This window comes from Gemmatimonadetes bacterium SCN 70-22 (assembly GCA_001724275.1).
Classification (GTDB): domain Bacteria; phylum Gemmatimonadota; class Gemmatimonadetes; order Gemmatimonadales; family Gemmatimonadaceae; genus SCN-70-22.
This window is the reverse complement of the sequence record MEDZ01000004.1, coordinates 85803-110380: the sequence shown is the minus strand read 5'-3', so window position 1 is coordinate 110380 and position 24578 is coordinate 85803. Positions and strand designations below refer to the sequence as shown.

Annotated in this window: 23 protein-coding genes and 1 tRNA gene; 20 read left to right on the top strand and 4 right to left on the bottom strand. The window is 70.0% G+C overall.

Going from position 1 to position 24578, the window contains the following annotated elements; all coding sequences use genetic code 11:
• Nucleotides 1-88 precede the first annotated feature (88 nt).
• A complete protein-coding gene (locus ABS52_03475) occupies nt 89-1696 on the bottom strand; it encodes a hypothetical protein (GenBank protein ID ODT04669.1) in 1608 nt (535 codons plus the stop codon).
• A 178-nt stretch (nt 1697-1874) separates the two neighbouring features.
• Here ABS52_03475 and ABS52_03470 point away from each other — a divergent pair, with 178 nt between their 5' ends.
• The 7 genes from ABS52_03470 to ABS52_03440 all read left to right on the top strand — a co-directional run bounded on the left by ABS52_03470 (nt 1875) and on the right by ABS52_03440 (nt 8703).
• Complete coding sequence (locus tag ABS52_03470) at nt 1875-3536, top strand: hypothetical protein (GenBank protein ID ODT04668.1); 1662 nt, start codon at nt 1875-1877, stop codon at nt 3534-3536.
• An 87-nt stretch (nt 3537-3623) separates the two neighbouring features.
• Nucleotides 3624-4844: an acyl-CoA dehydrogenase gene (locus ABS52_03465; protein ID ODT04667.1), complete on the top strand. Its 1221-nt coding sequence runs from the start codon at nt 3624-3626 to the stop codon at nt 4842-4844.
• Nucleotides 4841-5386, top strand: coding sequence for a hypothetical protein (locus tag ABS52_03460; GenBank protein ODT04666.1), 546 nt, complete (start codon nt 4841-4843; stop codon nt 5384-5386). The genes ABS52_03465 and ABS52_03460 overlap by 4 nt, the downstream gene beginning before the upstream one ends.
• A gap of 423 nt (nt 5387-5809) precedes the next feature.
• Nucleotides 5810-7369, top strand: a complete 1560-nt coding sequence (locus ABS52_03455) for a hypothetical protein (protein ID ODT04665.1) — start codon at nt 5810-5812, stop codon at nt 7367-7369.
• 169 nt (nt 7370-7538) lie between these two features.
• Nucleotides 7539-7856, top strand: a complete 318-nt coding sequence (locus ABS52_03450) for a 50S ribosomal protein L21 (GenBank protein ID ODT04664.1) — start codon at nt 7539-7541, stop codon at nt 7854-7856.
• A gap of 12 nt (nt 7857-7868) precedes the next feature.
• A complete protein-coding gene (locus ABS52_03445; protein ODT04663.1) occupies nt 7869-8147 on the top strand; it encodes a 50S ribosomal protein L27 in 279 nt (92 codons plus the stop codon).
• 160 nt (nt 8148-8307) lie between these two features.
• Nucleotides 8308-8703, top strand: coding sequence for a hypothetical protein (locus tag ABS52_03440; protein ODT04662.1), 396 nt, complete (start codon nt 8308-8310; stop codon nt 8701-8703).
• A gap of 87 nt (nt 8704-8790) precedes the next feature.
• Here ABS52_03440 and ABS52_03435 read toward each other — a convergent pair whose 3' ends face one another.
• From ABS52_03435 to ABS52_03425, 3 genes are all read right to left on the bottom strand, one after another.
• Nucleotides 8791-10074 (bottom strand): hypothetical protein, encoded by a 1284-nt coding sequence (locus tag ABS52_03435; protein ID ODT04661.1) that lies wholly within the window; start codon nt 10072-10074, stop codon nt 8791-8793.
• Nucleotide 10075: 1 nt separating this feature from the next.
• Entirely contained in the window at nt 10076-11482 is a 1407-nt protein-coding gene (locus ABS52_03430) for an amidohydrolase (protein ID ODT04814.1), read from the bottom strand.
• A gap of 148 nt (nt 11483-11630) precedes the next feature.
• Entirely contained in the window at nt 11631-12329 is a 699-nt protein-coding gene (locus ABS52_03425; GenBank protein ODT04660.1) for a hypothetical protein, read from the bottom strand.
• 143 nt (nt 12330-12472) lie between these two features.
• On the opposite strand from ABS52_03425, the gene ABS52_03420 reads away from it, so the two are divergent.
• From ABS52_03420 to ABS52_03360, 13 genes are all read left to right on the top strand, one after another.
• The gene (locus ABS52_03420) at nt 12473-12985 is read left to right on the top strand and encodes a hypothetical protein (GenBank protein ID ODT04659.1); all 513 of its coding nucleotides are present in this window, start codon (nt 12473-12475) and stop codon (nt 12983-12985) included.
• Between the two features lie 16 nt (nt 12986-13001).
• Nucleotides 13002-13589 (top strand): hypothetical protein, encoded by a 588-nt coding sequence (locus tag ABS52_03415; protein ODT04658.1) that lies wholly within the window; start codon nt 13002-13004, stop codon nt 13587-13589.
• A gap of 4 nt (nt 13590-13593) precedes the next feature.
• Complete coding sequence (locus tag ABS52_03410; GenBank protein ODT04657.1) at nt 13594-14172, top strand: hypothetical protein; 579 nt, start codon at nt 13594-13596, stop codon at nt 14170-14172.
• A 66-nt stretch (nt 14173-14238) separates the two neighbouring features.
• A tRNA-Leu gene (locus tag ABS52_03405) sits at nt 14239-14322 on the top strand.
• A 65-nt stretch (nt 14323-14387) separates the two neighbouring features.
• A complete protein-coding gene (locus ABS52_03400) occupies nt 14388-15359 on the top strand; it encodes a D-glycerate dehydrogenase (protein ID ODT04813.1) in 972 nt (323 codons plus the stop codon).
• A gap of 230 nt (nt 15360-15589) precedes the next feature.
• A complete protein-coding gene (locus tag ABS52_03395; GenBank protein ID ODT04656.1) occupies nt 15590-17065 on the top strand; it encodes a hypothetical protein in 1476 nt (491 codons plus the stop codon).
• Between the two features lie 56 nt (nt 17066-17121).
• Nucleotides 17122-19113, top strand: a complete 1992-nt coding sequence (locus tag ABS52_03390; GenBank protein ODT04655.1) for a hypothetical protein — start codon at nt 17122-17124, stop codon at nt 19111-19113.
• A 37-nt stretch (nt 19114-19150) separates the two neighbouring features.
• Nucleotides 19151-20023: a YicC family protein gene (locus ABS52_03385; protein ODT04654.1), complete on the top strand. Its 873-nt coding sequence runs from the start codon at nt 19151-19153 to the stop codon at nt 20021-20023.
• Complete coding sequence (locus ABS52_03380; protein ID ODT04653.1) at nt 20020-20667, top strand: guanylate kinase; 648 nt, start codon at nt 20020-20022, stop codon at nt 20665-20667. The genes ABS52_03385 and ABS52_03380 overlap by 4 nt, the downstream gene beginning before the upstream one ends.
• Nucleotides 20668-20673: 6 nt before the next feature.
• Complete coding sequence (locus tag ABS52_03375) at nt 20674-20886, top strand: hypothetical protein (GenBank protein ID ODT04652.1); 213 nt, start codon at nt 20674-20676, stop codon at nt 20884-20886.
• A gap of 29 nt (nt 20887-20915) precedes the next feature.
• A complete protein-coding gene (locus ABS52_03370; protein ID ODT04651.1) occupies nt 20916-22097 on the top strand; it encodes a hypothetical protein in 1182 nt (393 codons plus the stop codon).
• Between the two features lie 304 nt (nt 22098-22401).
• Nucleotides 22402-23202 (top strand): hypothetical protein, encoded by an 801-nt coding sequence (locus ABS52_03365; protein ODT04812.1) that lies wholly within the window; start codon nt 22402-22404, stop codon nt 23200-23202.
• Nucleotides 23156-24577, top strand: a complete 1422-nt coding sequence (locus ABS52_03360) for a replicative DNA helicase (GenBank protein ID ODT04650.1) — start codon at nt 23156-23158, stop codon at nt 24575-24577. The genes ABS52_03365 and ABS52_03360 overlap by 47 nt, the downstream gene beginning before the upstream one ends.
• The last annotated feature ends 1 nt before the right edge of the window (nt 24578 follow it).

Here is a 24578-nt window from a genome sequence, read left to right as displayed (position 1 = left end):
GGTGGTCCTGATCCCGTCCCTGCGCCGGGCGCGACCACCCGGCGTGCGTGCCTGACGCGAGATCGCGATCGTGATCCCCGGTCCCCCGTCAGGCGGGATGCGTGGCGTCGAGGCGAAGGCGCGCCTCGAAGAGGAGGATGGACGGCGTGAACGGCTTGGACAGCACCGGCCCGCCCATCGCCTCTGCCTCCACCACCTGCGGCGAGTCGCCGGGATATCCCGAGGTGTAGAGGACCTGCACCGCGGGCCAGCGCTCGCGCAGCCGCCGTACCAGGTCGACCCCGCCCATCTGGGGCATCACGACGTCGGCGATGACGAGGTCGATGGGATCGCGCTCCGCCGCGACCCGATCGAGCGCCTCGGCGCCGTTGGCCGCCTCCAACACCACATACCCCGCCGCCCGCAGCGCCCGCACGGTCGTGTGTCGCACATCGGCGTCGTCCTCCACGAACAGGACCCGGCGCTGGCGCGATGCGTCGGTCGACGCGGTGAAGGGATGCCCGGCATGGGCGCGCCCTTCGTCCAGCTCCTCCGTCGGGGGGAGCCAGACGTGGAAGGTCGACCCCTCATTCTGGGCGCTCTCCACCGTGATCTCTCCCCCGTGGGCGGTCACGATGCTCTGGCACGTGGAGAGCCCGAGCCCGGTGCCGCGTCCGGCGGTCTTGGTCGTGAAGAAGGGTTCGAAGAGGCGCTCCTGCACTTCATGGTTCATGCCGACGCCCGTGTCGCTGACGTCGAGCATGACGCCTTCGGGGGGAGCCGCCGTCCCGCTCCAGTGACGGGGGACCCCCCGGCGCGTACACAGGTCGAGTTCTCCCCCGTGGGGCATCGCGTCGCGCGCGTTGACCGCCAGGTTGACGATGACCTGCTCCAACTGCGCGGAGTCGGCGTACACGAGGGGGAGGTCGCTGGCCAGCGTGAGGCGGAGCGTGATCGTCTCCCCCAGCACGCGCCGCAGCATGGTGGCGAGGTTCCCCACCAGGGTGTTGATGTCGATCACCCGCGGACGGCTCACGTCGCGCCGAGCGAAGGCGAGCAGCTGACGGGTCAGTTCGGACGCCCGGGTCCCCGCACGCCTGATCTCCTCGAGGTCGGGCGCCGCGCCGTGCTCTGCCGGGAGCGCCTCCTGGGCCAGCTCGGCGCTGGTGAGGATCGACGTCAGCAGGTTGTTGAAGTCGTGAACGATGCCGCCGGCCAGTCGCCCGATGCTCTGCATGCGATTGGCGTGCACCAGGCGGGAATCGAACTCCTCGGGATCCGACGGGAGGGGAACCCCGATGGCGTCGGCGCTCCCTTCGAGCAGGAGGCCGGCGAGGCGCGACCCCGTGAGTGGAGCCGACGACGCCCCCGCGCTCGCCGCCACGCGCTGCTGCAGCATCGCCGCGAGGTCATCGGGCGGCGCCTCGGGCCGCGGCGTCGCCCGACGCAGCGCCACCGCCAGGGCCGCCGCGGTCAGCGCCAGCGCCGTCCCGACGGCCGCAAGGATCGCCCTGGGGACCGGCGATGCCGCCTCGGCCAGCGAGGCGAGAGACAGGGTGGCCGTCACCACGGCCACGGCGAGGAGCGCCAGCGTCGCCGCGCCCTGGCCCAGCGGCTCCCGCGTGCCGGAGCCGCCCCGTCGGAGCCTCGTGAGCAGGAGCCACGCCGCGACGATGCCTAACGTCGATGCCGCCAGCAGCAGCGCGATGTCGACCAACGAAACTGTCATTGGTGTCCGGTGACCGGTGGCGTCGCACGTGGCGTGCCGGGCGGACCCGCGCGGCCCCTCGTGCTGCAACCAAATGGCATGATAGGCGGCGGTCCGGATGAGGGTAAGGGGCGCGTCTCGAGGCAGCGTTGCGGATATGTCTCCCCTAATCTCGCCCCCCGCCGAGTTGCTTCGGCGCTTTGGGGTCACCGCCCTGCGTCCCGCGCAGCAGTCCGCGCTCCTCGCCCTGGCCGTCGGGCGCGACGTCCTCGTCATCCTCCCCACGGGCGGCGGAAAATCGCTCTGCTACCAGCTCCCGGCGGCGAGCGGCATGACGCCCACCGTGGTGGTGTCCCCGCTGGTCGCCCTCATGAAGGACCAGGTGGACGCCCTCCGTCGGCGCGGCATCGCCGCCGCCCAACTGTCCGGCGCGGTCACGGTTCCGGAGCGCGAACGCGCCTGGGGGGCGCTGCAGAATGGAACCCTCACCATCCTCTACCTCTCCCCCGAGGCCCTGGCCTCCCGGGCAACGGTGGCGCGCCTGGCGCGCGCCGCTCCGCGACTGCTCGCCGTCGACGAGGCCCACTGCATTTCCGAGTGGGGCGAGTCGTTCCGCCCCTCGTACCTGACGCTCGGACGCGTCCGTGAGGCGCTCGGCGCCCCGCCGACCATCGCCCTCACCGCCACGGCCACCCCCCGGACCGCGCGCGATATCGTCGAGCGGCTCGCCCTCCGCGATCCGCTGCGCGTGAGTGGCGGCTTCGATCGTGCCAACTTGCGGCTGGAGGTCAGGCGCGTGAGCGGGGAGGGGGAGCGCGCGGCGCGGCTCCACGCGCTCGTGTGCGGCGCCCCCGGGCCGGCGATCGTGTATGCTCCGACGCGACGTGAAACCGAGCGCCTGGCGGCGGAGTTCGTTCGCATCGGCGTGGCCGCCGCCCCGTTTCACGCCGGCCTCCCGACCGAGGAGCGCGGCACCCTGCAGGACCGATTCCTGGGCAATCACATCTCCGTCATCGTCGCCACCAATGCCTTCGGTATGGGGGTCGACAAGCCCGACGTGCGCCTGGTCGTTCACGCCGCGCCGCCGCTCACACTCGAGGCGTACTACCAGGAGGCGGGGCGCGCCGGGCGCGACGGCGCCCCGGCTCTCTGCGTCCTCCTCCTCGGCCCTCACGACCTGGCGCGCGCGCGCCTCCGGCTCTCAAGGGGCATGGTGACCGCCGACCGGCTTCGCGCGCTCCTCCGCCTCCTCGACGCCCCCTTCGCCACATCGCACGGACTGGGAGGAGAGCGGGACGTGCTCGCCCGCCTTGCCCGGGCCCTCGGCGCGACCGCCGAGGAGGCCGCGGCTGCGTTGCGCCTGCTGCTCGAGGCGGGCGCGCTCGAACGGCGCGGGGCGACCGGGGTGCTCCGGATGCTCGCCACCCAGGCACGCCTGGCGACCGATCCGTCGCTCCCCGCGAACGACATCGCGGCGCTGCGCCTGCTTGGAGCGCCCGCCACCGGCCGTCGCCCCCTCACGCTCGCCGACGTGGCCGCCGTTGCGCCCGACGGCGACGCCCCCCGCTTCCTCCACCGACTGGAAGCCCGACAGCTGGCGGTGTGGCAGGCGCTGGAATGGCCGTGGCGCGTGCGCGCCCATCCGCCGGGCGCCGAACTCGAGCGGCTCGCCGTGCGCCACACGTCGCGCCGGGCGCGCGACGCCTGGCGATTCGCACAGGTCGCACGAATGGTGACGTCCCCGCGTTGCCGTCGAACGGTCCTGCTTCGATATTTCGGCGAGGACACCCCGGCGGGCTCGTGCCACGCCTGCGACGTTTGCGGGACGCGTCGCGGGACACTTTCCTGAGGCCGCGCGCGTATATCGCGTGTCGCGGCGCCTCCCATACGATCCCCGGGAACCCTGCCACGGGCTCCCCGTACGACATAGCGTGAAATGGACGACTCGCAGTACTTCTCCGAGCAGCACCTGCAGGTGCGCGACATGGTCCGGGCCTTTGCCCGCGACGAAGTCGCCCCTGTCGCCGCCCATTTCGACGCCATCGCCGAGTTCCCCTGGGAGAACATCCGGAAGATGGGAGAGCTCGGCCTCCTGGGCGTCCCATGGCCGGAAGAGCTGGGGGGCGCGGGGCTCGACCTCATCAGCTACATGATCGTCATCCACGAGCTGGCCAAGGTCGATGCGTCGCATGGGCTCACGGTCTCCGCGCACACGACGCTCGGCACGTCCCCCATCGTCCACTTCGGGAGTGAGGCGCAAAAGGCGCGGTACGTCCCGCTCCTCGCCTCCGGCCGGGTCATGGGCGGCTTCGGGCTCACCGAGGAAAGCGCCGGGAGCGACGCCGGGGGGACCCGCACGACGGCGGTGAGGAAGGGCGACCGCTACCTCCTCAACGGATCCAAGCGCTTCATCACGCATGGCGGCGTCGGCGAGATCTTCGTCGTCACCGCCGTGACCGACCCTTCCAAGGGGACGCGAGGCGGGATCTCGTCGTTCATCCTCACCAAGCGGAACGACGACCTGGCGCGTGCCCAGGAGCACGGCATCGGACACGCGCCCGAACTCACCGCGATGCCGGGCTTCAAGTCGGGGCGCAAGGAAGACAAGCTGGGATGGCGCGCCTCGGATACGCGCGAGCTCATCTTCGAGGATGTCGAGGTCCCGGCCGAGAACCTGCTCGGGACGGAGGGGGAGGGGTTCGCGAACTTCATGCGGACGCTCGACGCCGGGCGCATCGGGATCGCCGCGCTCTCGTTAGGTATCGCCGAGGGGGCCTTCGAGGAGGCGCTCAAGTATTCGACCGTGCGCAAGCAGTTCGGGCAGCCCATTTCGGCCTTCCAGGGCATCTCGTTCCAGCTGGCCGACATGGCGACGCAGATCGAGGCGGGGAAGCACCTCGTCTACCACGCGGCGGCCAAGCTGCAGCGCGGCGACAACGTGACCAAGGCCGCCGCCATGGCCAAGCTCTTCTGCTCCGAGCTCGCGATGCGCACCACCATCAAGGCCATCCAGGTGCACGGCGGCTACGGATACACCAAGGAGTACCCGGTCGAGCGCATGATGCGCGATGCCAAGATCTGCGAGATCGGGGAGGGGACGAGCGAGATCCAGCGCCTGGTCATCTCCCGCGAGCTCCTTCGTGAAATGAACGCGTGAACTTCGCACGGCTGGCGGCGCGACTTCGCCTCCCCCTCGGCTTCGTGCTGGGCGGGCTCTACCTCGCCTTCGCGCGTCCCACGCGCGAGGCCCTGATCGTCGGGGCGATCATCGCCCTCGCCGGGCTCCTGGTGCGCGCCTGGGCATCGGGACACATCGTCAAGAATGACCGGCTCGCGACCACCGGACCGTATGCGCACACGCGTAATCCGCTCTACTTCGGGAGCTTCCTGATCGCGTGCGGCTTCGCCCTCGCCGCGCACTGGGCGCTGCTGCTCGTCGTTGCCCTCTTCTGGCTCCTGATCTACGGCCCGACGATCAAGCGCGAGCGGAACAAGATCCTCGCGATGTTTCCGGAGGCGTACCCGGCCTTCGAACAGAACGTGCCGGCGTTCTTTCCGCGGCTCACCCCCTGGCGCGGAGGAGGGGAATCGACCCCCTTCAGCCCCGGGCTCTACATGCGCCATGGCGAATGGCGAGCCGCGTTGGGGTATCTTGGGGCCATGACCTGGCTGTACCTGCGACTCCGGGGGATCGTGTGAGGCGCCGCGCCCACGCGCGCGCGCTCGCCCACGTGTGTGGGCGCATGTTCTCCCGGGTGGCAGTGCTGTTCTCACGGGCGGGCGCGCGACTCGCGCACGTCCGGCATCAGAGGCCGCAGCCGGCGGAGCGCGTGTCGCGCCGCCTCGGCTCGGCCGGCGCTGTGGTGTGCGTCTCGGGGGTGACTCCCCGGTATCGCACGTCCGGCCGATTCTCGCCCTGGTCGCGTCCGGTGCCTATCCAGGCATCGGGGCGCCCTCGGGTGACGGCCGCGATGTGGTCGATCGCGCATTCCGTCAGGCCACCTGTCCCTTCCGCGCGCGTGTCACGCCTGCCGTCGTTCCGTGCCACCGCACCCACCCTCTCATGTGTCCGCCCCGCCGCAGTCCTCGAGTCGCGAGGAAGCCGGCGCGGGGGGATCTCCGATGAAACGCGAGATACTCATCAGTTCGACGTCGCGGGAAATCCGCGTCGCCATCATCGAGGACGACCAGCTCGTTGAACTCCTGGTCGACCGTCCGGAAGCGCGCCGGATGGTTGGCGACATCTACCTCGGACGGGTCGAGGCGGTGCAGCCCGGCATCCAGGCCGCCTTCGTCGACATCGGCACGGAAAAGAGTGCGTTCCTGCACGCATCCGACCTCGTCGTCCCCGACGAAGACGAAGAAGGTGACGAGGAGGAGGGAGATGACGAGGGCGAGGACGGCGAGGAGTCACCGCGCCACTCGCGCCGAGCCAAGGCGCCCCCCATTCAGGACGTCCTGAAGAAGGGCGACACCCTGATCGTCCAGGTCTCCAAGGAACCGATTTCAACCAAGGGGCCGCGCGTCACGGCGCAGGTTTCCCTCGCGGGACGCTTCCTGGTCTACATGCCGCACGCCTCGCGTGTGGGGGTGAGCCGGAAGATCGGCGACCGCACCGAGCGGGCGCGCCTTCGCGAGCAGGTGGAGGGAATCCTCCCGCCCAAGTCGGGAGGGGTCATCGTCCGGACGGTGGGCGAGGACGCGACGCCGGAGGCGTTCGAGCGAGAGCTCAACACGCTGATGGCCACCTGGAAGCGAGCCAAGAAGAAGACGACCTTCGTGCGGGCGCCGGCGCAGCTCCATCGCGAGACCAGCCTGACCCGCGGGATCATCCGCGACATCTTCAGCACGAAGGTCGAGTCGATCCAGGTCGACTCCAAGCAGGTGTTCAACGAGATCGTGGAATACCTCAAGGGGATCGCCCCCGAGCTCATCGAGCGGGTGCAGCTGTACGAAGGGAACGTCCCCCTCTTCGACAAGGCCGAGATCGAGACCGAGATTCGGGACCTCTTCAAGCGCCGCTGCGAGCTCCCGTCGGGCGGTTACCTCATCATCGAGCCGACCGAGGCGCTGGTCTCCGTCGACGTGAACTCCGGGCGGTTCACCGGGAAGAAGGACCCCGAGAAGACGATCCTGAAGACGAACCTCGAGGCTGCGCGTGAGGTCGCCCGCCAGATCCGTCTCCGCGACATCGGGGGGATCATCGTGTGCGACTTCATCGACATGGAGAGCAAGGGGAATCGTGACCGGGTCCTCCAGGAGCTGCGGACGCACCTGGGGCGCGACCGGGCGCGGACCAAGGCCTTCCCCGTGTCGGATCTGGGGCTGGTGGAGATGACCCGCCAGCGCGTCCGCCAGAGCCATCTCCAGCAGATGACCGCGGCGTGCCCCATCTGCCACGGCACGGGGCGGATCTTCACCCCGGAGACCATCGCCCGGCGCGTCGAGCGGTCGGTCAAGCGGATGGCCGTCGAAGGGAAGCGCGAGCCCATCGTGGTGAAGCTCCATCCCGAGGTCGCGCTGTACGTGCTGGACCAGGAGAAGGACTATCTCAGGAAGCTGGAGAAGTTGGCCGGCTTCGCCATGGAGATGCGAGACGACCCCCTGCTCAGGCCAGACGAGTTCAAGCTGGTGGTGAAAGGGGCGGGCCGCGACGTGACCCAACAGTACGCCGTCGCCTAGGGCGCGAGGCGCGGCCTGGCACGGGCCTGGCACGGGCCTGGCACGGGCCGACACGCGCCTGCCACTCCCGTCCCCCGTCTCCCCTCTCCCGTCCGTTCTTCCCAGACATTGACCGAAGTCGATGCCCCGACTACGTTTCGAGGCTCGCGACTTTATCGATTCAGAGACCATGACTTACGCCATCATCCGTACCGGCGGCAAGCAGTATCGGGTTCAGCCCGGGACGACGCTGCGCATTGCGACGCTCCCCGGCGACGCCGGTGCGTCCGTCGAATTCAACGAAATCCTGCTCGGTTCCGACGGCCAGACCGTCCGTACGGGCGTCCCGTATCTCGCCGGCGCCAAGGTGACTGGCGAGATCGTCAAGCACGGGCGTGGCGAGAAGATCGTCGTCTTCAAGTTCAAGCGCCGGAAGAACTACTCCCGCAAGCAGGGGCACCGGCAGGGATTCACCGAAGTCCGCATCAAGGACATCACGCTCGGCTGACGAGAGGACACCATGGCACACAAGAAAGGCGTCGGCTCGTCTCGCAACGGCCGCGACAGCAACCCGAAGTACCGCGGTATCAAGAAGTACGGCGGTGAGGCCGTGCGCGCCGGGAACATCATCGTGCGCCAGTGCGGCACGAAGTGGCACCCAGGACGCAACGTCGGCCTCGGCACCGACTACACGATCTACGCGCTCGTCGATGGGGTGGTCCGTTTCCACCACAAGGACAAGAAGCGCCAGCAGGTCAGCGTCGATCCGTTCCCGACCGAGTCGGTGACCGCGGCCTGATCCGCTCGCTCCATCCACGCGCCCCCGGCCCCGCGCCGGGGGCGTTTGCTTGCGCCACGACTCCGAGGCGCAACCGGACGACCCGCGGGGGCGTAGTATAGGGGAAGCGGGCGACGCGGTCGCCCGGTCTCGCCGTACTATCCACAGGATCAGGATCACCATGCCCATCTGGGACAAGCTCAAGACGGAGCTCGATCGCGCCGGACGGGTGGCGCAGGGTGCCCTCGACGAGGGGAAGCTCCGACTCGAAGTCTTCCGCGCCCGCCAGCTGGTGGACCGCGCCGCGCAGGCGCTGGGCTACGCCGTCTATCGCGCGCGCACCGCCGGCGATGGCGCGCCCGACGACGCCACCTTGCAGCGTCTCGTCGACGCCGTGCGCGAGCGCGAGGGTGACCTCGCGGCGCTCGAGGCGCGATTGCACGACCTCACCGGCCGCGTCCCGCCGCGCGACGAGCCGCCGCCGCCCGAGGCGGCGGCCGAGCCTTCGGGCACGTCGCCACCGCCCACCACATCCGACGCGATGGGCGACGCCTCACCCGATCGCGTCGGCTTGTAAGAGGGCGACCCGCGCGTCACGAGAGAGGGGCACGCCATCAGGCGTGCCCCTCCGTGAGTTCCTCGCCCACGCCGATCGCGCGGCGGATCAGGGCTTCGCCCTGTAGTCCGGCGGAAGCGTCCGGTAGCGCCGCATCAACTCGTCCTGGCGCGACGGACGTTGCACCTCTACGCCGCGGACGTACACCTTCTCGGCACGCGTGTACAGCTCGAACGGGTCGCCGCTCCAGATGACCAGCGTCGCGTCGCGCCCCGGCTGGAGCGAGCCCACCCGGTTGGCGACGCCGTACATCTCGGCCGGCGTGAGCGTCACCGCGCGCAGCGCCGCGTCCCACGGCATCCCGAACGCCACCGCCACCCCAGCCTCGTACTTGACGTTGCGGGCGTTGAAGGCGTCGGCTCCGCCGGCGATGACCACCTTCGCCCCCGCCTGCTGCAACAGCGCGGCGTTCTCCTGGCGCGCCCCCAGCGTGGAGAAGTCGCGGGGGATGTTGTTCAGCGCCCCCACCACCACGAAGGCATTGGCCGCCGCGATCCGGTCGGCCACCTTCCACCCCTCGGTCGCCGAGGTCAGGACGAGCTTGAGCCCGAACTCCTTGGCGATGTCGAGCGCCACCAGGATGTCGCTGGCCCGGTCGGCGTCGACGGCAAGCGGGATCTCGCCGCGCAGCACCGGCTGCAACGCCTCCAGGTCCACCGGCCGTGCGGCAAGCGGTCGCGAGCCGTTGGCATCGTAGCGGTCGCGCCGGCGGGGCCACTCGCGCGCCTCCGCCAGCACGGCGCGGAGACGCTGGTAGACTTCGGCGCGAGAGGCGCCGCGATCGCTCCCCTTGGAGCCGATGTCGGCAAACACCGCCACCGGTCCCTTGAGGAGGACGTCGCCCAGCGTCCCGTCGCCGAGGACGACGACCGCCCCCTGGCCTCCCACCAATCCACCGCGTGGAATCAGCCCCGCCGTGGTCACGCCGTCATTGCGCGTCACCTGCAGGAGTGGCGACGCGGGATTGAACCCCTCCCACACGCGCAGCGAGGGGGTGATGCCGTCGCCCTGTCCGCGGGCGGAGAGATCGACCGTCGCCTGCACGGCGCCGATTTCCGTGAGTCCGAGCGAGGTGGTGGCATTGAAGATGCCCGGCGTCACCCACTTGCCCGTGGCATCGATGCGCCGCGCGTCGGCCGGGATGGTGACGTTGCTCCCGACGGCCACGATGCGGCCATCGCGGACCAGGACCGTTCCGTTCTCGATGGCCGGTCCGCTCACCGGGTAGACCTTGGCCCCCGTGATGGCCAGGACCTGCGCCTGGGCCGGGGCGCTGGCAAGCAGGGTCGCCGCGCAAGCGAGCGCCGCGAGGGCGTGGTTGATGGTCTTCATCTCAGCGCCCTCCCTCGGCCGGGGGGACGAAGCCGAGCTCGAAGTCGGTACGCCACCGCTTTGACGGATCGAGCATGTCGAAGAGGAGGGCGCCATCGGTCCAGACCTTCTCTGCCTTGGAGTAGATGCTGAAGGGATTCCCGCTCCACAGGACGACGTCGGCATTCTTGCCCGGCTCCAGCGTTCCGATGCGGTCGTCGAGCCCCAGCGCCCACGCCGGGTTGATGGTGAGCCAGCGAATGGCCTCGTCCTCCGTGATGTCGATGCCCAGGGTCCGCGCCTCCGCAATGGACTTGGCGGCGTCCTGGTTCAGTCGCTGCATCCCGCTCGCGTCGTCCGAGTGCACGATCGCGCGCGCGCCGGCGGCGTGCACGAGCGCCAGGTTGGCTCGTACGCCATCCATCGCCTCGATCTTGAAGCCGCCCCAATCGGACCAGAGCGACGCAGCGATCCCCTTCTGCGCCAGGATGTCGGCGAGCTTGTAGGCCTCCACGCCGTGATGGAACGAGCGGATCTGGAAGCCGAATTCGTCGGCGACTTCCATCGCCCCTTCCATGTCATTGGCCGTGTAGCAGTGCCACTGTACCAGGATGTTTCCGCGAAGCACCTCGGCCAGCGTCTCGAGCCCGAGGTCGCGCGCGGGGGGCTCGCCCTTGCGATCCGCGAGCCAGCGATCCCACCGGCGACGGTATTGTTCCGCCTGGATGTACTGCGCGCGCCACCCGGCCACGTTCCCCATGCGGGTGGAGGGGCCGCGGTTGGCGTACACGCGCTTGGGATTCTCGCCGCACGCCTGCTTGAGTCCGTACTTGGCGCCCGGGAACTTCATCCCGCGCACGGTGCGCGAGGGGACGACCTTGAGCACGACGCTCCGTCCCCCGATCAGGTTCGCCGAGCCGGGGAGGACCTGGATGGTCGTCACCCCGGCGGCCAGCGCTCGTGGGAACTGCGGATCCTGCGCGTAGACCGAGTGCTCGGCCCAGACGTATGGCGTTGACGGGTTCGTCGCCTCGTTGCCGTCGCTGAGGGCATCCACGCCCGGCGCCGGATACACGCCCAGGTGCGTGTGCGTATCGATGATTCCCGGGGTGACGTACTTCCCCGAGCCGTCGATGACCACGGCGTCGGACGGCACGGCGATGTTGGCCCCGACCGCCGCGATCTTGCCGCCCTGCAGGAGAATCGACGCTCCGCGGATCGTCGGTCCCGCCGCCGTCATGATCGTCGCGTTCCTGATGACCGTGGCCCGCGAGGGGAACGGCCGGTACGTGCTCGGGAACGGATCGGCATTCGGGAGGCTGAGCGCCGCCGGGGCAGGGGGCGCCTTGGTTCCCGTGTCCGCCTGGGCGACGGATGGAGTGGGGGTGGGGGCCGGGGCACTGGACGGCTGTCGTGTCGCGCACGCCAACGTCGTCGCCCCGAGCACGAGGGGGAGGGTCGCTCTCATGTGACTCGCAATACTCCTGAGGAGGGGCAAGAGACTCGGGCGCGCGAAGCTTACGCCGGGGTCCGGCATGCGGCCAGTGTCGGGACGGCGCAGGCCGGAGGATCCCCGCTCAGCGCACGTGAGCGCCCCGTACGATTCGTGCCATCTGGTCGGGGACGTCGGTGCAGATGGCGTCGACACCGAGCGCCTCGAGGCGGGCCACGTGCTCCGGGGCGTTCACCGTCCACGCCACGACGCGCCCACCGGCGTGGTGCACGCGCTCGACGAGCGGCGCGTCGATCATCTCCCACCACTGCCAGAAGTCGCGCCCCCCTGCCACTCGCAGGGCGCGCTCGGGCTCCAGCAGGTAGCTGGCGGAGAGGACTCCCGTGGGGAGAGCGGGGTTCAGCTCGTGAACTCGGCTGGAGACGCGGTGATCGAACGAATGCACGGCGCAGGATCCCCCGTACCGCCGAAGGCAATCGACCACCAGGGACTCGATTCCCGCCGCCTTGATCTCCACGTAGACCGTCGCGCGTCCGGCGACGAGGGCGAGTGTCTCCTCGAGCGTCGGCACCGCCACGACTCCCGCGATTGCCACGCGGAGCTCCGCCAGGGTCACGGAAGCGATCGCTCGCCCCGTCTCCCCCGCGGGAGCGCTGACCGGGCGGGGAAGGGACGGGTCATGATGCACGACGATCACGCCATCGCGCGTCGCGTGGACGTCCAGCTCGATGCCGTCGGCGTGGGCCTCGATGGCGAGGGCAAAGCCGGCGAGTGTATTCTCTGGTGCCTGGCGCGGCATGCCGCGATGGGCAATGACTTCCATTCCTCGGGAGCGGTTCGGGTGTTCCCGTCGCGAAGTGCGGTGTGGTGTCATCCATCTTAACACCGGGCCCCGGAGGGCGTCTCACGGGACGGAAACGCATGACTGCGGAAACTGCACCGGGCGTCGAATCGCCGGACGAGGAGTTGATCTCGCGCTGGCGCGCGGGTGACGAACGGGCAGCCAGCCGCCTGGTGGCGCGGCATGCCCCGGCGGTCGCGCGCTACGTGGCCAGCCTCGGGGTGCGCGAGGGGGCGGAGGAGGTGGTGCAGGACGCGTTCGTGCGGGCCTTCGGGTCGCTGGATGCCTTTCGCGGGGAGAGTTCGCTGCGGACCTGGCTGTTCACGATCGCGCGGCGGCTGGTGCTGGACCGGCGTCGAACCGGACGGCGACAGCGGGAAATGACGGAATTGCAGGACGGCGATGTGGCGACGGAATATGACGCGCTGGACACGCTCATCGCCGACGAAGCGCAACAGAAGATGCGGTTCGCCATCGGGCGACTGACAGCGACCCAGCGCGAGGTGTTCATGCTGCGCGTGAACGACGGAATGTCCTACAAGGAAATTGCAGGCGTGGTGGGCACCACGGAGGGAGCGGCACGCGTGCACTATCACAACGCCCTGCGGCAGGTCAAGGAGACGCTCCATGCCGACTGACTGTTCGTCCATCGAGATGCGGGAGCTGTTGCCCGAACTCCTGCACGACGCGCTTCCCGCCCCCGAGCGGGAGCGGGTCGAGGCGCACCTCGCCGCGTGCGAGAGCTGTGCAGCCGAGTTCGCGGTGCTGCGCTCGGCCCGGCGTGCGTTTGCGGGGCTTCGGGTGCCGGCGGTCGACACCGCGGGAATCGTCGCCGCGTTGCCGCGCCCCGTGGCACCGGCGGGCCGTCGGCCGCAGCCGGCGCGACGGTCGCCGATGCTCTTCCGGCTCGCGGCCGCCATCACCTTCATTTCCCTGGGCGGGATCTCGGTCGCGGTCGTGCGCTCGTTCCTGGGCGACGCGCCGGCGACGGCGGTCGACAGCGTGATGGCCTGGAAGGACGACTCCCTCTCGGGGATGCCGACGCTGGCGCGCGCCGATACCCCGCGTGCGGCGTCCCGGGCCTACTCGGGGCTGGCGGTGCACCCCTCGATCAGCGACCTGGGGGACGCGGATCTCGAGTCCCTCCTTGGCGAGTTGGACCAGATGGAAGCCGCCCCCCTGGCGGAACCGGAAGTGAACCCCGGTGGCCGCGCCCTCTACGGGGCGATCATCGGTTCGTAGGAGAATGCAGACCATGTCCCGATTCCTCACCGTACTCGTGCTCTGCGTCGTTGTGGCTGGCGACGGAGGCGCCCAGCGTCCCGTGGCCCAGCCGGGCGCGCGACGCGACCGCGCGATGCTCGAGCAGCGCTTCCGCGAGCGCTTCGAGCAGGTCGTGAAGGAGCGTCTCGCGCTCACCGATGCCCAGCTCGCGCAGCTCGTCGAGGTGAACAAGCGCCTCGACGGCCGGCGCCGCGAGCTCTTTTCCGAGGAGCGCAAGGTGCGCCGGGAGATGCGCGACGCGCTCCAGGCGGCCGACGATCAGGGCAATGAAGCCAGGGTGGCCGACCTGATGGAGCGCGCCATTCGCGTGCAGCGCTCCCGCCTCGACCTGCTGGAGTCCGAGCAGCAGGAGCTCTCCGCCTTCCTCACGCCGACGCAGCGGGCGAAGTACATGGGAATCCAGGAGCAGTTGCGCAGGCGCGCCGACGAGATGCGCCGCCGAGCGGAGGGAGACACGCTGGGAGACTCCTTCGGCCCCCCCCCAGGCGCGGCGGGTCCCCGGCGCCCGATGCCGCGGCGTCCGGGGGGCGGAGCACCGTGACGCCCGACGGCGTGGCCGGACGGGATCGTTGAGCCACCGCTTTCCAGCGGCTACATTCCGCGCCACGCCCGGGTGGCGGAATTGGTAGACGCAGGGGACTCAAAATCCCCCACCCTTCGGGGTATACGAGTTCGAGTCTCGTCCTGGGCATGCCACGAGCAAAGGGGACGTCGCACATGCGATGTCCCCTTTGGCTTCCCTCCACCGCCGTGATCATGTCCCCTCACTCCGTACTCGTCACCCGTCGTCTCCCCGACTCCGTCGAGGAGACACTGCAGCGTACCTTCGGGGCCACGCTCAACGAGCCCGACGTGCAGCTCACGGCGTCCGAGCTGAGGCACGCGCTGGCCACGCATGACATCGTGCTCTGCACGCTGACGGATCGCCTGACCAGGGAGGTGCTGGAGGGAGGAGCCGGTCGCGTGCGCCTGCTGGCCAACTTCGGCGCCGGGACCAACCACATCGACCTCGACACGGCGCGTCGCCTGGGCATCGTCGTCACCAACACCCCTGGGGTCCTGACCGACGACACCGCGGACCTCACCATGCTCCTCATCCTGGCCGCCGCGCGTCGGGCGCGCGAGGGGGAGCGCGAGCTGCGCTCCGCCACCTGGACCGGATGGCGTCCCACACACCTCCTCGGGACTCGCGTCACCGGGGCGACGTTGGGTATCGTCGGCTTCGGGCGTATCGGCCAGGCGGTCGCGCGCCGCGCCAGCGCGGGGTTCGGAATGCGCGTCCTCTATCACTCGCGCCGCCAAGCCGCTCCCGACGCGGAGACGCGTTGCGGGGCGACGTTTGTCCCGGTGCTGGAGTCGCTCCTGTCGCAGTGCGACATCGTGTCGCTGCATTGCCCGGCCACCCCTGCAACGCACCACCTGATCGGCGCCGCCCAACTGGCCGTGATGCGTCCAGCCGCCTATCTCGTGAACACCTCCCGGGGTGATGTCGTCGACGAGTTGGCGCTGGTGACGGCGCTCGAGGAGGGGCGGATTGCCGGCGCGGGACTCGACGTCTACGAGCACGAGCCGGACGTCCCGGAGCCCCTCCGGTCGCTCCCCAACGTTTATGCGCTCCCGCACCTCGGAAGCGCCACCACGGCGTCGCGGGTCGCGATGGGGGAGTGTGCCGTGCGCAACATCACCGCCTTCGTCCGGGGTGAGGCGCCGCCGGATCGTGTCGCCTGACGAGCGGGGCCCCCCCCGAGCGGCGAGCCACGTGACGCGGACGTGACGCCGACCATGCATCGTTGCACGCGGAACGATTCCGCAGCCAGGACCTAATAGGACTTTCGCTTGCCGCTCCACCGCGCCTCCCCTAGCTTTCCGCCCCGTCACCGAGCAGCCGTCGCCGCCGCGGCGCATACGTCTTGCGCATGGCGTGCGGCCCGGGCAATTCCCGCGCCCCCCGACCTTCCATGCCCCTGACCATCTCCGCGCGCGCCGCCAACCCGGCCACGCTCAACACGCCGTTGCTGGTCGCCCTGCTGCCCACCGGGACCGAGCTCCCGACGCACCTGAAAGCGCTGGACAAGGCGGTGGGTGGCGCGATCGGGCGGACCCTCCGGCGCGGCGACTTCCGCGGGGGGCGCGACGAGGTGCTGCACCTGACCGGTGGATCCCGAGGGCCGCGTCGCGTCCTCCTGGTGGGCTACGGCACGCCGACCGACCGCCCCCTCGCACTGCGCCGTGCCGCGACCCTTGCCGCCCGCCAGGCGCATCGGCTGGGGGCGGGGTCGCTCGCCCTGCTCGCCGGCGCCGTCGACGCGCGCGAGGCCGAGCAGGTCCTGGTCGGCCTGCAACTCGGTTGCTGGGAGTTCACCGACCTTCGCACCCCGCCCCCCGAGGCCGACCGTCGTGCCCCCCTCACCGAAGCGACCCTCATCGCCGACAACGCCAAGGCGCTGGGCTCGGTCGTGGACAATGCCATCGCCATCGGCGCCGGCTACGACCTGTCCCGGCGCCTCGCCCAGATGCCGGGCAATCTGTGCACGCCCGACCTCCTTGCCGACACCGCGCGCGACGTCGGTACCCGCCACTCCCTCAAGGTGACGGTCCTCGGACGAAAGGAGATGGAGCGCGCGAAGATGGGCTCGTTCCTCGGCGTCGCCCAGGGGACACCGCAGGATCCGAAGCTCGTCGCCATCGAGTACCGCGGCGGCCCTAAAGGGGAGAAGCCGATCGTCCTCGTCGGGAAGGGGCTCTGCTTCGATACGGGGGGCATCTCGATCAAGCCCGCCGAGCGAATGGAGTTCATGAAGTTCGACATGTGCGGCGCGGCGGGGGTCATCGGGGCGATGGAGGCCATCGCTCGCCTCGCCCTCCCGGTCAACGTCGTCGGCGTCTTCGGGGCCACGACCAACATGCCCTCCGGAACGGCGCTCAAGCCCGGCGACGTGGTCACGGCATCGAACGGGAAGAGCATCGAGATCATCAACACCGACGCCGAGGGGCGCCTCGTCCTCGCCGACGTCCTCTCCTGGGTCACGCGATTCGACCCGGCGGTCGTCGTCGATGCCGCGACACTCACCGGCGCCGTGGTCGTGGCGCTCGGCAATTTCACCACGGGCGCCCTCGGTAACGATGACACCCTCGTGGCGGAAGTCGTCGGCGCCGCCCGTCGGGCCAGCGAGCCGGCCTGGCAGCTCCCGATGTCCGACGACTACCGGGAGCTCATCAAGTCGGACGTCGCCGACATCAAGAACACCGGCGGGCGCGCGGCCGGCACCATCACCGCCGCGATGTTCCTCCGCGAGTTCGTGTCGTATCCATGGGTGCACCTCGACGTGGCCGGCACCGCATACAGCGAGTCGGACCTGACCATCATTCCCAAGGGGCCCACCGGGGTCCCGACGGGGACGTTCATCGAGTTCGTCAGGGGGAGAGCGCACTGATCCGCATCGCCCGATTCCTCCGTCTCGCCGGCCTCGGCCTCGCGGTCGGGGCCGTTTTGCACGGGACGGCGCTGGCCCAGAAGCCTCCCGTGCGCCGAGTCGCGCCGCGCCCGGATTCGACGAAGGTGGCACGCCCGGCGGTCGACACGGTGAAAAAGCGGGCCGACTCGCTGAAGACGGCGCGCGATTCGACGAAGACGTCCGCCGCCGACACGCTCCGGCAGAAGGGCGACACCCTCCGGCCGAAGGCGGACTCGCTCCAGCAGAAGGGAGACTCGCTCCGGCACCGCGCCGACTCGCTGCGCGCGCGCCGCGACTCCCTCGTCGCCGATTCCCTCCGGATCGACTCGCTCGAGAAGGAGAACCTGGCGATCCTGGCCGCGCAGGTTCGTCGCGGCGACACCGTCAAGGCGCCGACCCCCGCCGCGGAGATGCCGACGCTCACCGACCTCGATGGCGGCTATCGCTGGGGACGCGACGAACTGGCGGCCTCGGGGGCGCTCACGTTAGGCGACCTCCTCGATGCCATCCCCGGCGTCACGGTCTTCCACTCCGGATGGATCGGCTCTCCACAGGTCGGGGCGATGTTGGGGGACTTCCAGCGGCTGCGCATCTTCTACGACGGCATCGAACTCGATGCCCTCGACCCCCGGAACGGTGGCGTTCACGACTTGTCGTTCATCCAGCTCTGGCAGCTCGAGGAGGTTCGCATCGAGCGCGGCGCGAGTGAAATCCGTGTGCACCTGCGGTCGTGGCGCGTGAAGAGCACGACCCCGGCGACGCGGGTCGACATCGGCACCGGCGACCTGGAGACGAACGGATATCGCGGCTATTTCGGCCGGCGCTGGCGCAACGGCCTCGCGCTCCAGGTCGGGGCGAGCCAATTCTCCTCGCGCGACAACCGGAGCGCGGGCGACGCCGACGGGCTCTCGCTCTTCGGACGATTCGGATGGGCCAAGGGGCGTTTCAGCGCCGATGCGTCGTTCCTGCGCACCTCGAGGGACCGGACGGAACAGCTCCGCGACACGTCCGCGGGCGGCAACCTCCCCCCCTTCGATGGCCAGCAAACCGAAGCGTACGCCCGCGCGGCCTTCACCGACACGACGCGGGGAGTGTGGGCGCAGGTCACCGCGGCGAGTCTCGCGCACACGCAGAACAACCTGGCGTTCACCGACACGGTCAAGATTCCCTACAAGCGGCTCCCCTCGCAGCTGACCCCTTCGCGCCGCCAGCTCATCGCCGCCGCGGGGTGGGAGCGCGGTCCCTTCGCCCTGTCGGCCACCGGGCGCATGCGTCGCATCGACACCCTGAGCTTCTTCACCCCCTCGGCCCGCCTGTCCTTCACGACGCCGCGGCTCGCGCTCGCGGCCTTCGCCGAACAGCAGGACGAGCTGAAGCTGCGTCGCACGGAGGTCTCGGGGCGGCTCCTCCCCCTGTCGTGGCTCGGCATCTCGGGGGCCGTCAGCCGATTCGCCCCCACCGAAGTGGGCGCCCATCCCACGACGCTGGCGTATCGTGGCGAGGTCGGTCTGCGCATCAGCCGCGCCTGGCTTTCCGGGGGGATCATGTCTCGCGACACCGCCCAGTTGGTCGCCCCGATCGTCTACGACACGTCGTTCGTGGCCAGCGCCACCGGCGCCATGACCGGAACCTTCGTGACCCTGCGCGGAAAGATCTGGAAGGACGTGGGATTCGATGTGTCCGCCATCAAGTGGGATTCCGCAGGCGCCTATCGCCCGCAGTACCAGACGCGCTCGCAGCTGTACCTCAACACCAGCTGGCTTGGGCGCTTCCCGACGGGGAACTTCAACATCCTCGCGGCGGTGACGCACGAGTACCGAACCCAGGCATACTTCCTCACCGGAGACGGGAGGGTGGCGGCCTCGCAGTACCGGACCATCAACGCACAGCTGGAGATCAGGCTGCTGCAGGCCACGCTCAGCTACCAGTTCCGGAACCTGCTCAACGAGCAATACCAGCAGGTCCCCGGCTACTTCATGCACCGGCCGGTGCAGTACTACGGTGTTCGCTGGTACTTCTTCAATTGACAAGGTTGTTGTGGCGCAATAACTTGCGCGGCCTCCCATGATCCGAAGCATGACCGGCTTTGGCGCGGCGGAAGGGACGGTGGGCGCCGCGCGCGTCTCCGTCGAACTCCGCTCCGTCAACCATCGATTCTTCAACGCCAACATCCGCCTCCCCTCGGAGCTCGCCCGATGGGAGGGTGAGGTGCGTGAGGCGCTGCGCAAGCGCGTGAGCCGGGGGAACATCTCCCTCTCGGCCCGGGTCGAGCGCGGCGTCGCGGGTGCGCCGGCCATCGACGAGACACGGTTCGGCGCGTATGTCGAGCTCCTGCGCCGCCTGCAGCAGCGCTACGAGCTGGACGGGCAGATCGACGTCGCCGCCGTGCTCCGCATGCCCGACGTGATGTCATCCATCTCGGAGGGCGAGGAGGGCGACGTGAGCGAGTTGCTTGCCATCGTCGACGCCTCGGCGGCGGCGCTGGCCCGCGCGCGTGAGGAAGAGGGGGAGCGGCTCGCGGTGTACCTGCTGGAACGGCTGGCCATCGTCGAGGACGCACTCGCGCGCATCGCGGAGCGCTCCCCGGTCCGCCTCGTGGAGCAGCGTGATCGCCTGCGCGCCGCCGTCGCCGAATTGGCGCACGGGGTGGCTGTGGACGAGCAGCGCCTCGCGATGGAGATCGCCGTCCTCGCCGACCGCCTCGACGTCAGTGAGGAGCTGTCTCGCTTCGCGTCGCACAACGCGTCGTTCCGTCAGACGCTGGCGCGGCGGGACGGCGAGCCCATCGGCAAGCGGCTCGGCTTCCTGCTGCAGGAGATGCTGCGCGAGGCCAACACGACCGGTAGCAAGGCGAACGACGCGCGAATGCTCGCCGACGTGGTCACGATCAAGGAGGAGCTGGAGCGGATTCGCGAGCAGGTGGAGAACCTCGAGTGATCCCGTTTCCCCTGATCCTCTCGTCGCCGTCGGGGGGAGGAAAGACGACCATCGCCCGGATGCTCCTCGGGCGACGTGCCGATGTGGGGTACTCGATTTCCTGCACCACGCGCGCTCCCCGCAACGGGGAGCGCGACGGGGCGGACTACTACTTCCTGGACCGCGGCGATTTCCTGGCCCGGCGCGAGCGGGGGGACTTCGCCGAGTCCGCCGAGGTGCATGGGAACCTGTACGGGACCCTCAAGAGCGAGGTCGAGCGGATCTTCGCCACGGGGCGGCACGTCGTGATGGACATCGACATCCAGGGGGCACGGCAATTCGTAGCCGCATACCCGGAGTCGGTGTTAGTCTTCCTGCTGCCGCCTTCCGCGGAGACGCTCCTGAGCCGCCTGACGGCTCGCAACACCGAGTCACCGGATGCGGTGTTGCGCCGCCTGACGGGAGCGCGTGACGAACTGGCGGCGGTGGGAAGCTACCAGTACGTGGTGGTGAACGACGACCTGGAACGCGCCTTCATGCAGGTCGCCTCCATCGTCGAGGCAGAGACGGTTCGGCACCGCCGGGTGCCGCTGCTGGAACACCGGGTGCGGCAGCTGCTGGACGGGCTGGACCGCGAGATCACGAGATACGCACGAGCAACCTGACGAGAGATGCGAGTTTTCACACCTGACGAAATCGCGGCGCATTCCGCCAACAAGTACCTCGGGGTGCTGGTGGCGGCGCGGTACGCCCGCCTCCTCAACGAGATCCCGAAGAGCCTGACACCGAGCGCGGCCGAGAAGAAGCTCACCACGCGCGCCATGGAAGAGCTGTCCCGCGGCGACGTGGAGTACAAGGTCGTCGCCCGTCGTCGCGCGGAGTAACGACCGTTCGTCCGTTTGCGAAGCGCCGGATCCTCCTCGGGGTGACGGGAGGGATCGCCAGCTACAAGTCCGCGTCGCTGGCGCGCCTGCTCACGCAGGCCGGCGCCGAAGTGGACGTCGTCCTCACGCGATCGGCGCAGGAGTTCGTGGGCCCCGTCACCTTCGAGGCGCTCACGGGACGCGCCGTGCACACGGTCCTCGTCGCCGCGGGACACGCGCTCGACCACATCCGGCTGGCGCGCGCCGCCGACCTGGTCGTGGTGGCGCCGGCCACGGCCGACCTCCTGGCGCGGGCGGCGCACGGACATGCCGACGACCTCCTGACGGCCGCCCTGCTGGCGACGTCCGCCCCCGTCCTCGTCGTCCCGGCCATGAACGACCGGATGTGGGGACATCCGCAAACCACGCGCAACGTCGCGCACCTGCGCGAGCTGGGATACCACGTGCTCGACCCCGACACGGGCGACCTGGCCGTGGGGGAGGGGAGCGGCCCCGGGCGCATGCCGGAGCCCGAGACGATCATGCACCACGTCGCGCGCCTCCTCGAGGCGTCGTCGCCCCTGGCCGGGCGCCGCATCGTCGTGACCGCCGGACCCACGCGCGAGGCGCTGGACCCGGTGCGCTTCCTCTCCAACCGCAGCAGCGGCAAGATGGGCGTGGCCGTGGCCGAAGCGGCCTGGCGCCGCGGGGCGTCGGTGCACCTCATCGCCGGCCCGTTAGGCATTGCCGTCCCCCCGATGCTCGACGTCGAGCGCGTCGAGGACGCCGAGGAGATGCTGGGCGCGGTGTCGCGGGCCCTCGCCGCCGCCGACGTCCTGGTGATGGCGGCGGCCCCGGCCGACTTCCGGCCGGCCACGGTCGCGGGATCGAAGATCAAGAAGGACCAGGCGCCCGCCGCCATCGCGCTCACCCCTGCGCCCGACATCCTCCGCGAGACCGCATCGGAGCGGCGGCCGGGGGCCATCGTGGTGGGCTTCGCCCTGGAGACCGACGACGTCGTTGCCAACGGGCGGAAGAAGCTGGCGAGCAAGGCGCTCGACCTCATCGTCATCAACGATGCGCGCGAGGCGGGGGCGGGATTCGAGGGAGACACCAATCGCGTCACCCTGCTTGCGGCTGACGGCACCCCCGACGCCCTCCCGCTCCTGGGCAAGCGCGACGTCGCCGACGCCATCCTCGACCGCGTCGAGGCGCTGCTCGGTGGACGCTAAGGAGCGGCTGCGCCTCTACCTGGAGCAGAGGCGTGATGCGGGCGAGTCGGAGCTGGTCCTCGACTCCATGTCGGTCGAGGAGGTCATGCGCCTCCTCGGCGCGGGCGGGAGCGCCACGGGTCGCGCCCCCGAGCGCGCGGCGGAGCGTTCCCTCGAACGCCCGGTGCGCCCCTCGGTGCCGCCATCCGATGCCCCTCCCACCCACGGCGCAGCACGCGACTGGCGCGAAGCGCTCCGCGCCCTGGACGCGCAGCCCGGGGGAGCCAAGGGCACAGCCGCGCCGCAGCGCCCGGAGGCCCCACCGATGGTCCGCACCGACGCCGAGCGTGCTCCCGCGCCCGCGACGCGCCCCCCCCTGGCGGGCGTTCCCCAGGGCGTCCCCTCGGACGCCCTCCCCGACGCCCCCCCCTCGCCCCCGATGCCCGCGCCATCACCCGATCGCCCCCCCCGCGACGCAGGGCAGCCCCCCACGATCCCCCTCGATCAGGTGCCGGCCGGGCTCGTGGTCGGGGCGCCCGGCCACGACGGCGGTTCCACGTCACCCTGGCACACGATCGACGAGATCGCGGAGGCCACCCGGCGCTGCCAGGCGTGCTCGCTCCACAAGACGGCCCGGCAGGCGGTCCCCGGTGAGGGGAATCCCGAGGCGGATTTCGTCTGCGTGGGCGAGGCGCCTGGCGCCAACGAGGACGAGCAGGGGCGCCCCTTCGTGGGGCAGGCCGGGCAGCTCCTCACGAAGATCCTCGCCGCCATCGACCTGTCGCGTGACCAGGTCTTCATCTGCAACGTCCTCAAGCACCGTCCGCCCGGCAACCGGAACCCCACGCCCGAGGAAGTGGCGGCCTGCTCGCCATTTCTCGTTAGGCAGATCGAGCTGCTCCAGCCCAAGGTGATCCTGGCCCTCGGGACCTTTGCGGCGCAAACACTATTGCAGACCCGGGAGCCCATCGGCAAACTGCGCGGCAAGATCCACCGCTACCACGGGGTCCCCCTCATCGTCACCTACCACCCGGCGGCGTTGCTCCGCAACCCGTCGTGGAAGCGCCCGACCTGGGAAGATGTCCAGCTTGCTCGACGAATCCTCGATCGCGCCCGCGGCGCGTGACCCGTTCCGCGATCGGCGCCCTCCCTACGCGGAGGACGCCGAGCAGGCGGTGATCTCGGCGATGATGATGGATCGCAACGCCATCGTGCGTGCGATCGAGTTCGTCGATGACACGATGTTCTACCGCGAGGCGCATCGCCGCCTCTTCCGCGCCATCCTCGCCCTCAACGAGCGCGGGTCGGTGGTCGACGTCCTCACCCTCGCCGACGAACTCGCCCTGCGCGGCGAACTCGAGGCGTCGGGCGGCAAGGATTATCTCGGCCAGCTCGTCGACGTCGTCCCGACCTCGGCCAACGTCGAGTATCACGCCAAGATCATTCGCGAGAAGGCGCTCGTCCGCCGCCTCATCGAGACCTCGACCGAGATCATCACCTCGGCCTACGAAGGGAAGTCCACCTCCCACGACCTCCTCGACGTCGCCGAGCAGCGGATCTTCCAGATCAACCAGTCGCGCAAGTCGGAAGGGTTCCACCGCATCAAGGAGCTCCTCTGGCAGGCCATGGAAAAGATCGAGGAGCTCAGCCGCCACGGCGAGAGCGTCACCGGCGTCCCCTCGGGCTTCGACGACCTCGACAAGCTCACCCTGGGCTTCCAGCCCTCGGAGCTCGTGATCGTCGCCGCGCGCCCGTCGATGGGGAAGACGGCCTTCGTGCTCAACGTGGCCCAGAACGCCGCCTACTACGGCAAGACCCCGGTCGCGCTCTTCTCGCTGGAAATGGCCAAGGAGCAGCTGGTGACCCGCATGCTCGCCGCCGAGGGGTGGGTCGATGCGCAGAAGCTCCGCAGCGGCAAGCTCACCGACGACGACTTCCGGAACCTGGCCAAGGCCTCCGGCATCCTCGGTACGCTCCCCATCTGGATCGACGACACCCCCGGGCTCTCCGTGCTCGAGATCCGGTCGCGGTCGCGCCGCCTCAAGGCGGAGAACAACATCGGGATGATCATCATCGACTACTTGCAGCTGATCCAGGGCCCCGCCGACTCCGAGAGCCGGCAGCAGGAGGTCAGCTACATCTCGCGTTCGCTCAAGATCCTCGCCCGCGAACTCGAGGTCCCGGTCATCTGCCTGTCGCAGCTGTCCCGCGGCCCCGAGCAGCGCACCGGCGAGAACAAGCGCCCGCAGCTCTCCGACCTCCGCGAATCGGGCGCCATCGAGCAGGACGCCGACGTCGTGATGTTCCTCTATCGCCCGGAGTACTACGAGGGGTCGCACGACGAGCGCGGCGAGCCGCGGCGCCTGGCCGACGGCACGCCGCTCGACGGCCTCGCCGAGGTGATCATCGGCAAGCAGCGCAACGGCCCCACCGACACGGTCCGCATGTACTTCCACAAGAAGTACACGCGCTTCGACAACTATTCGCCGCGCAAGGAGTGAC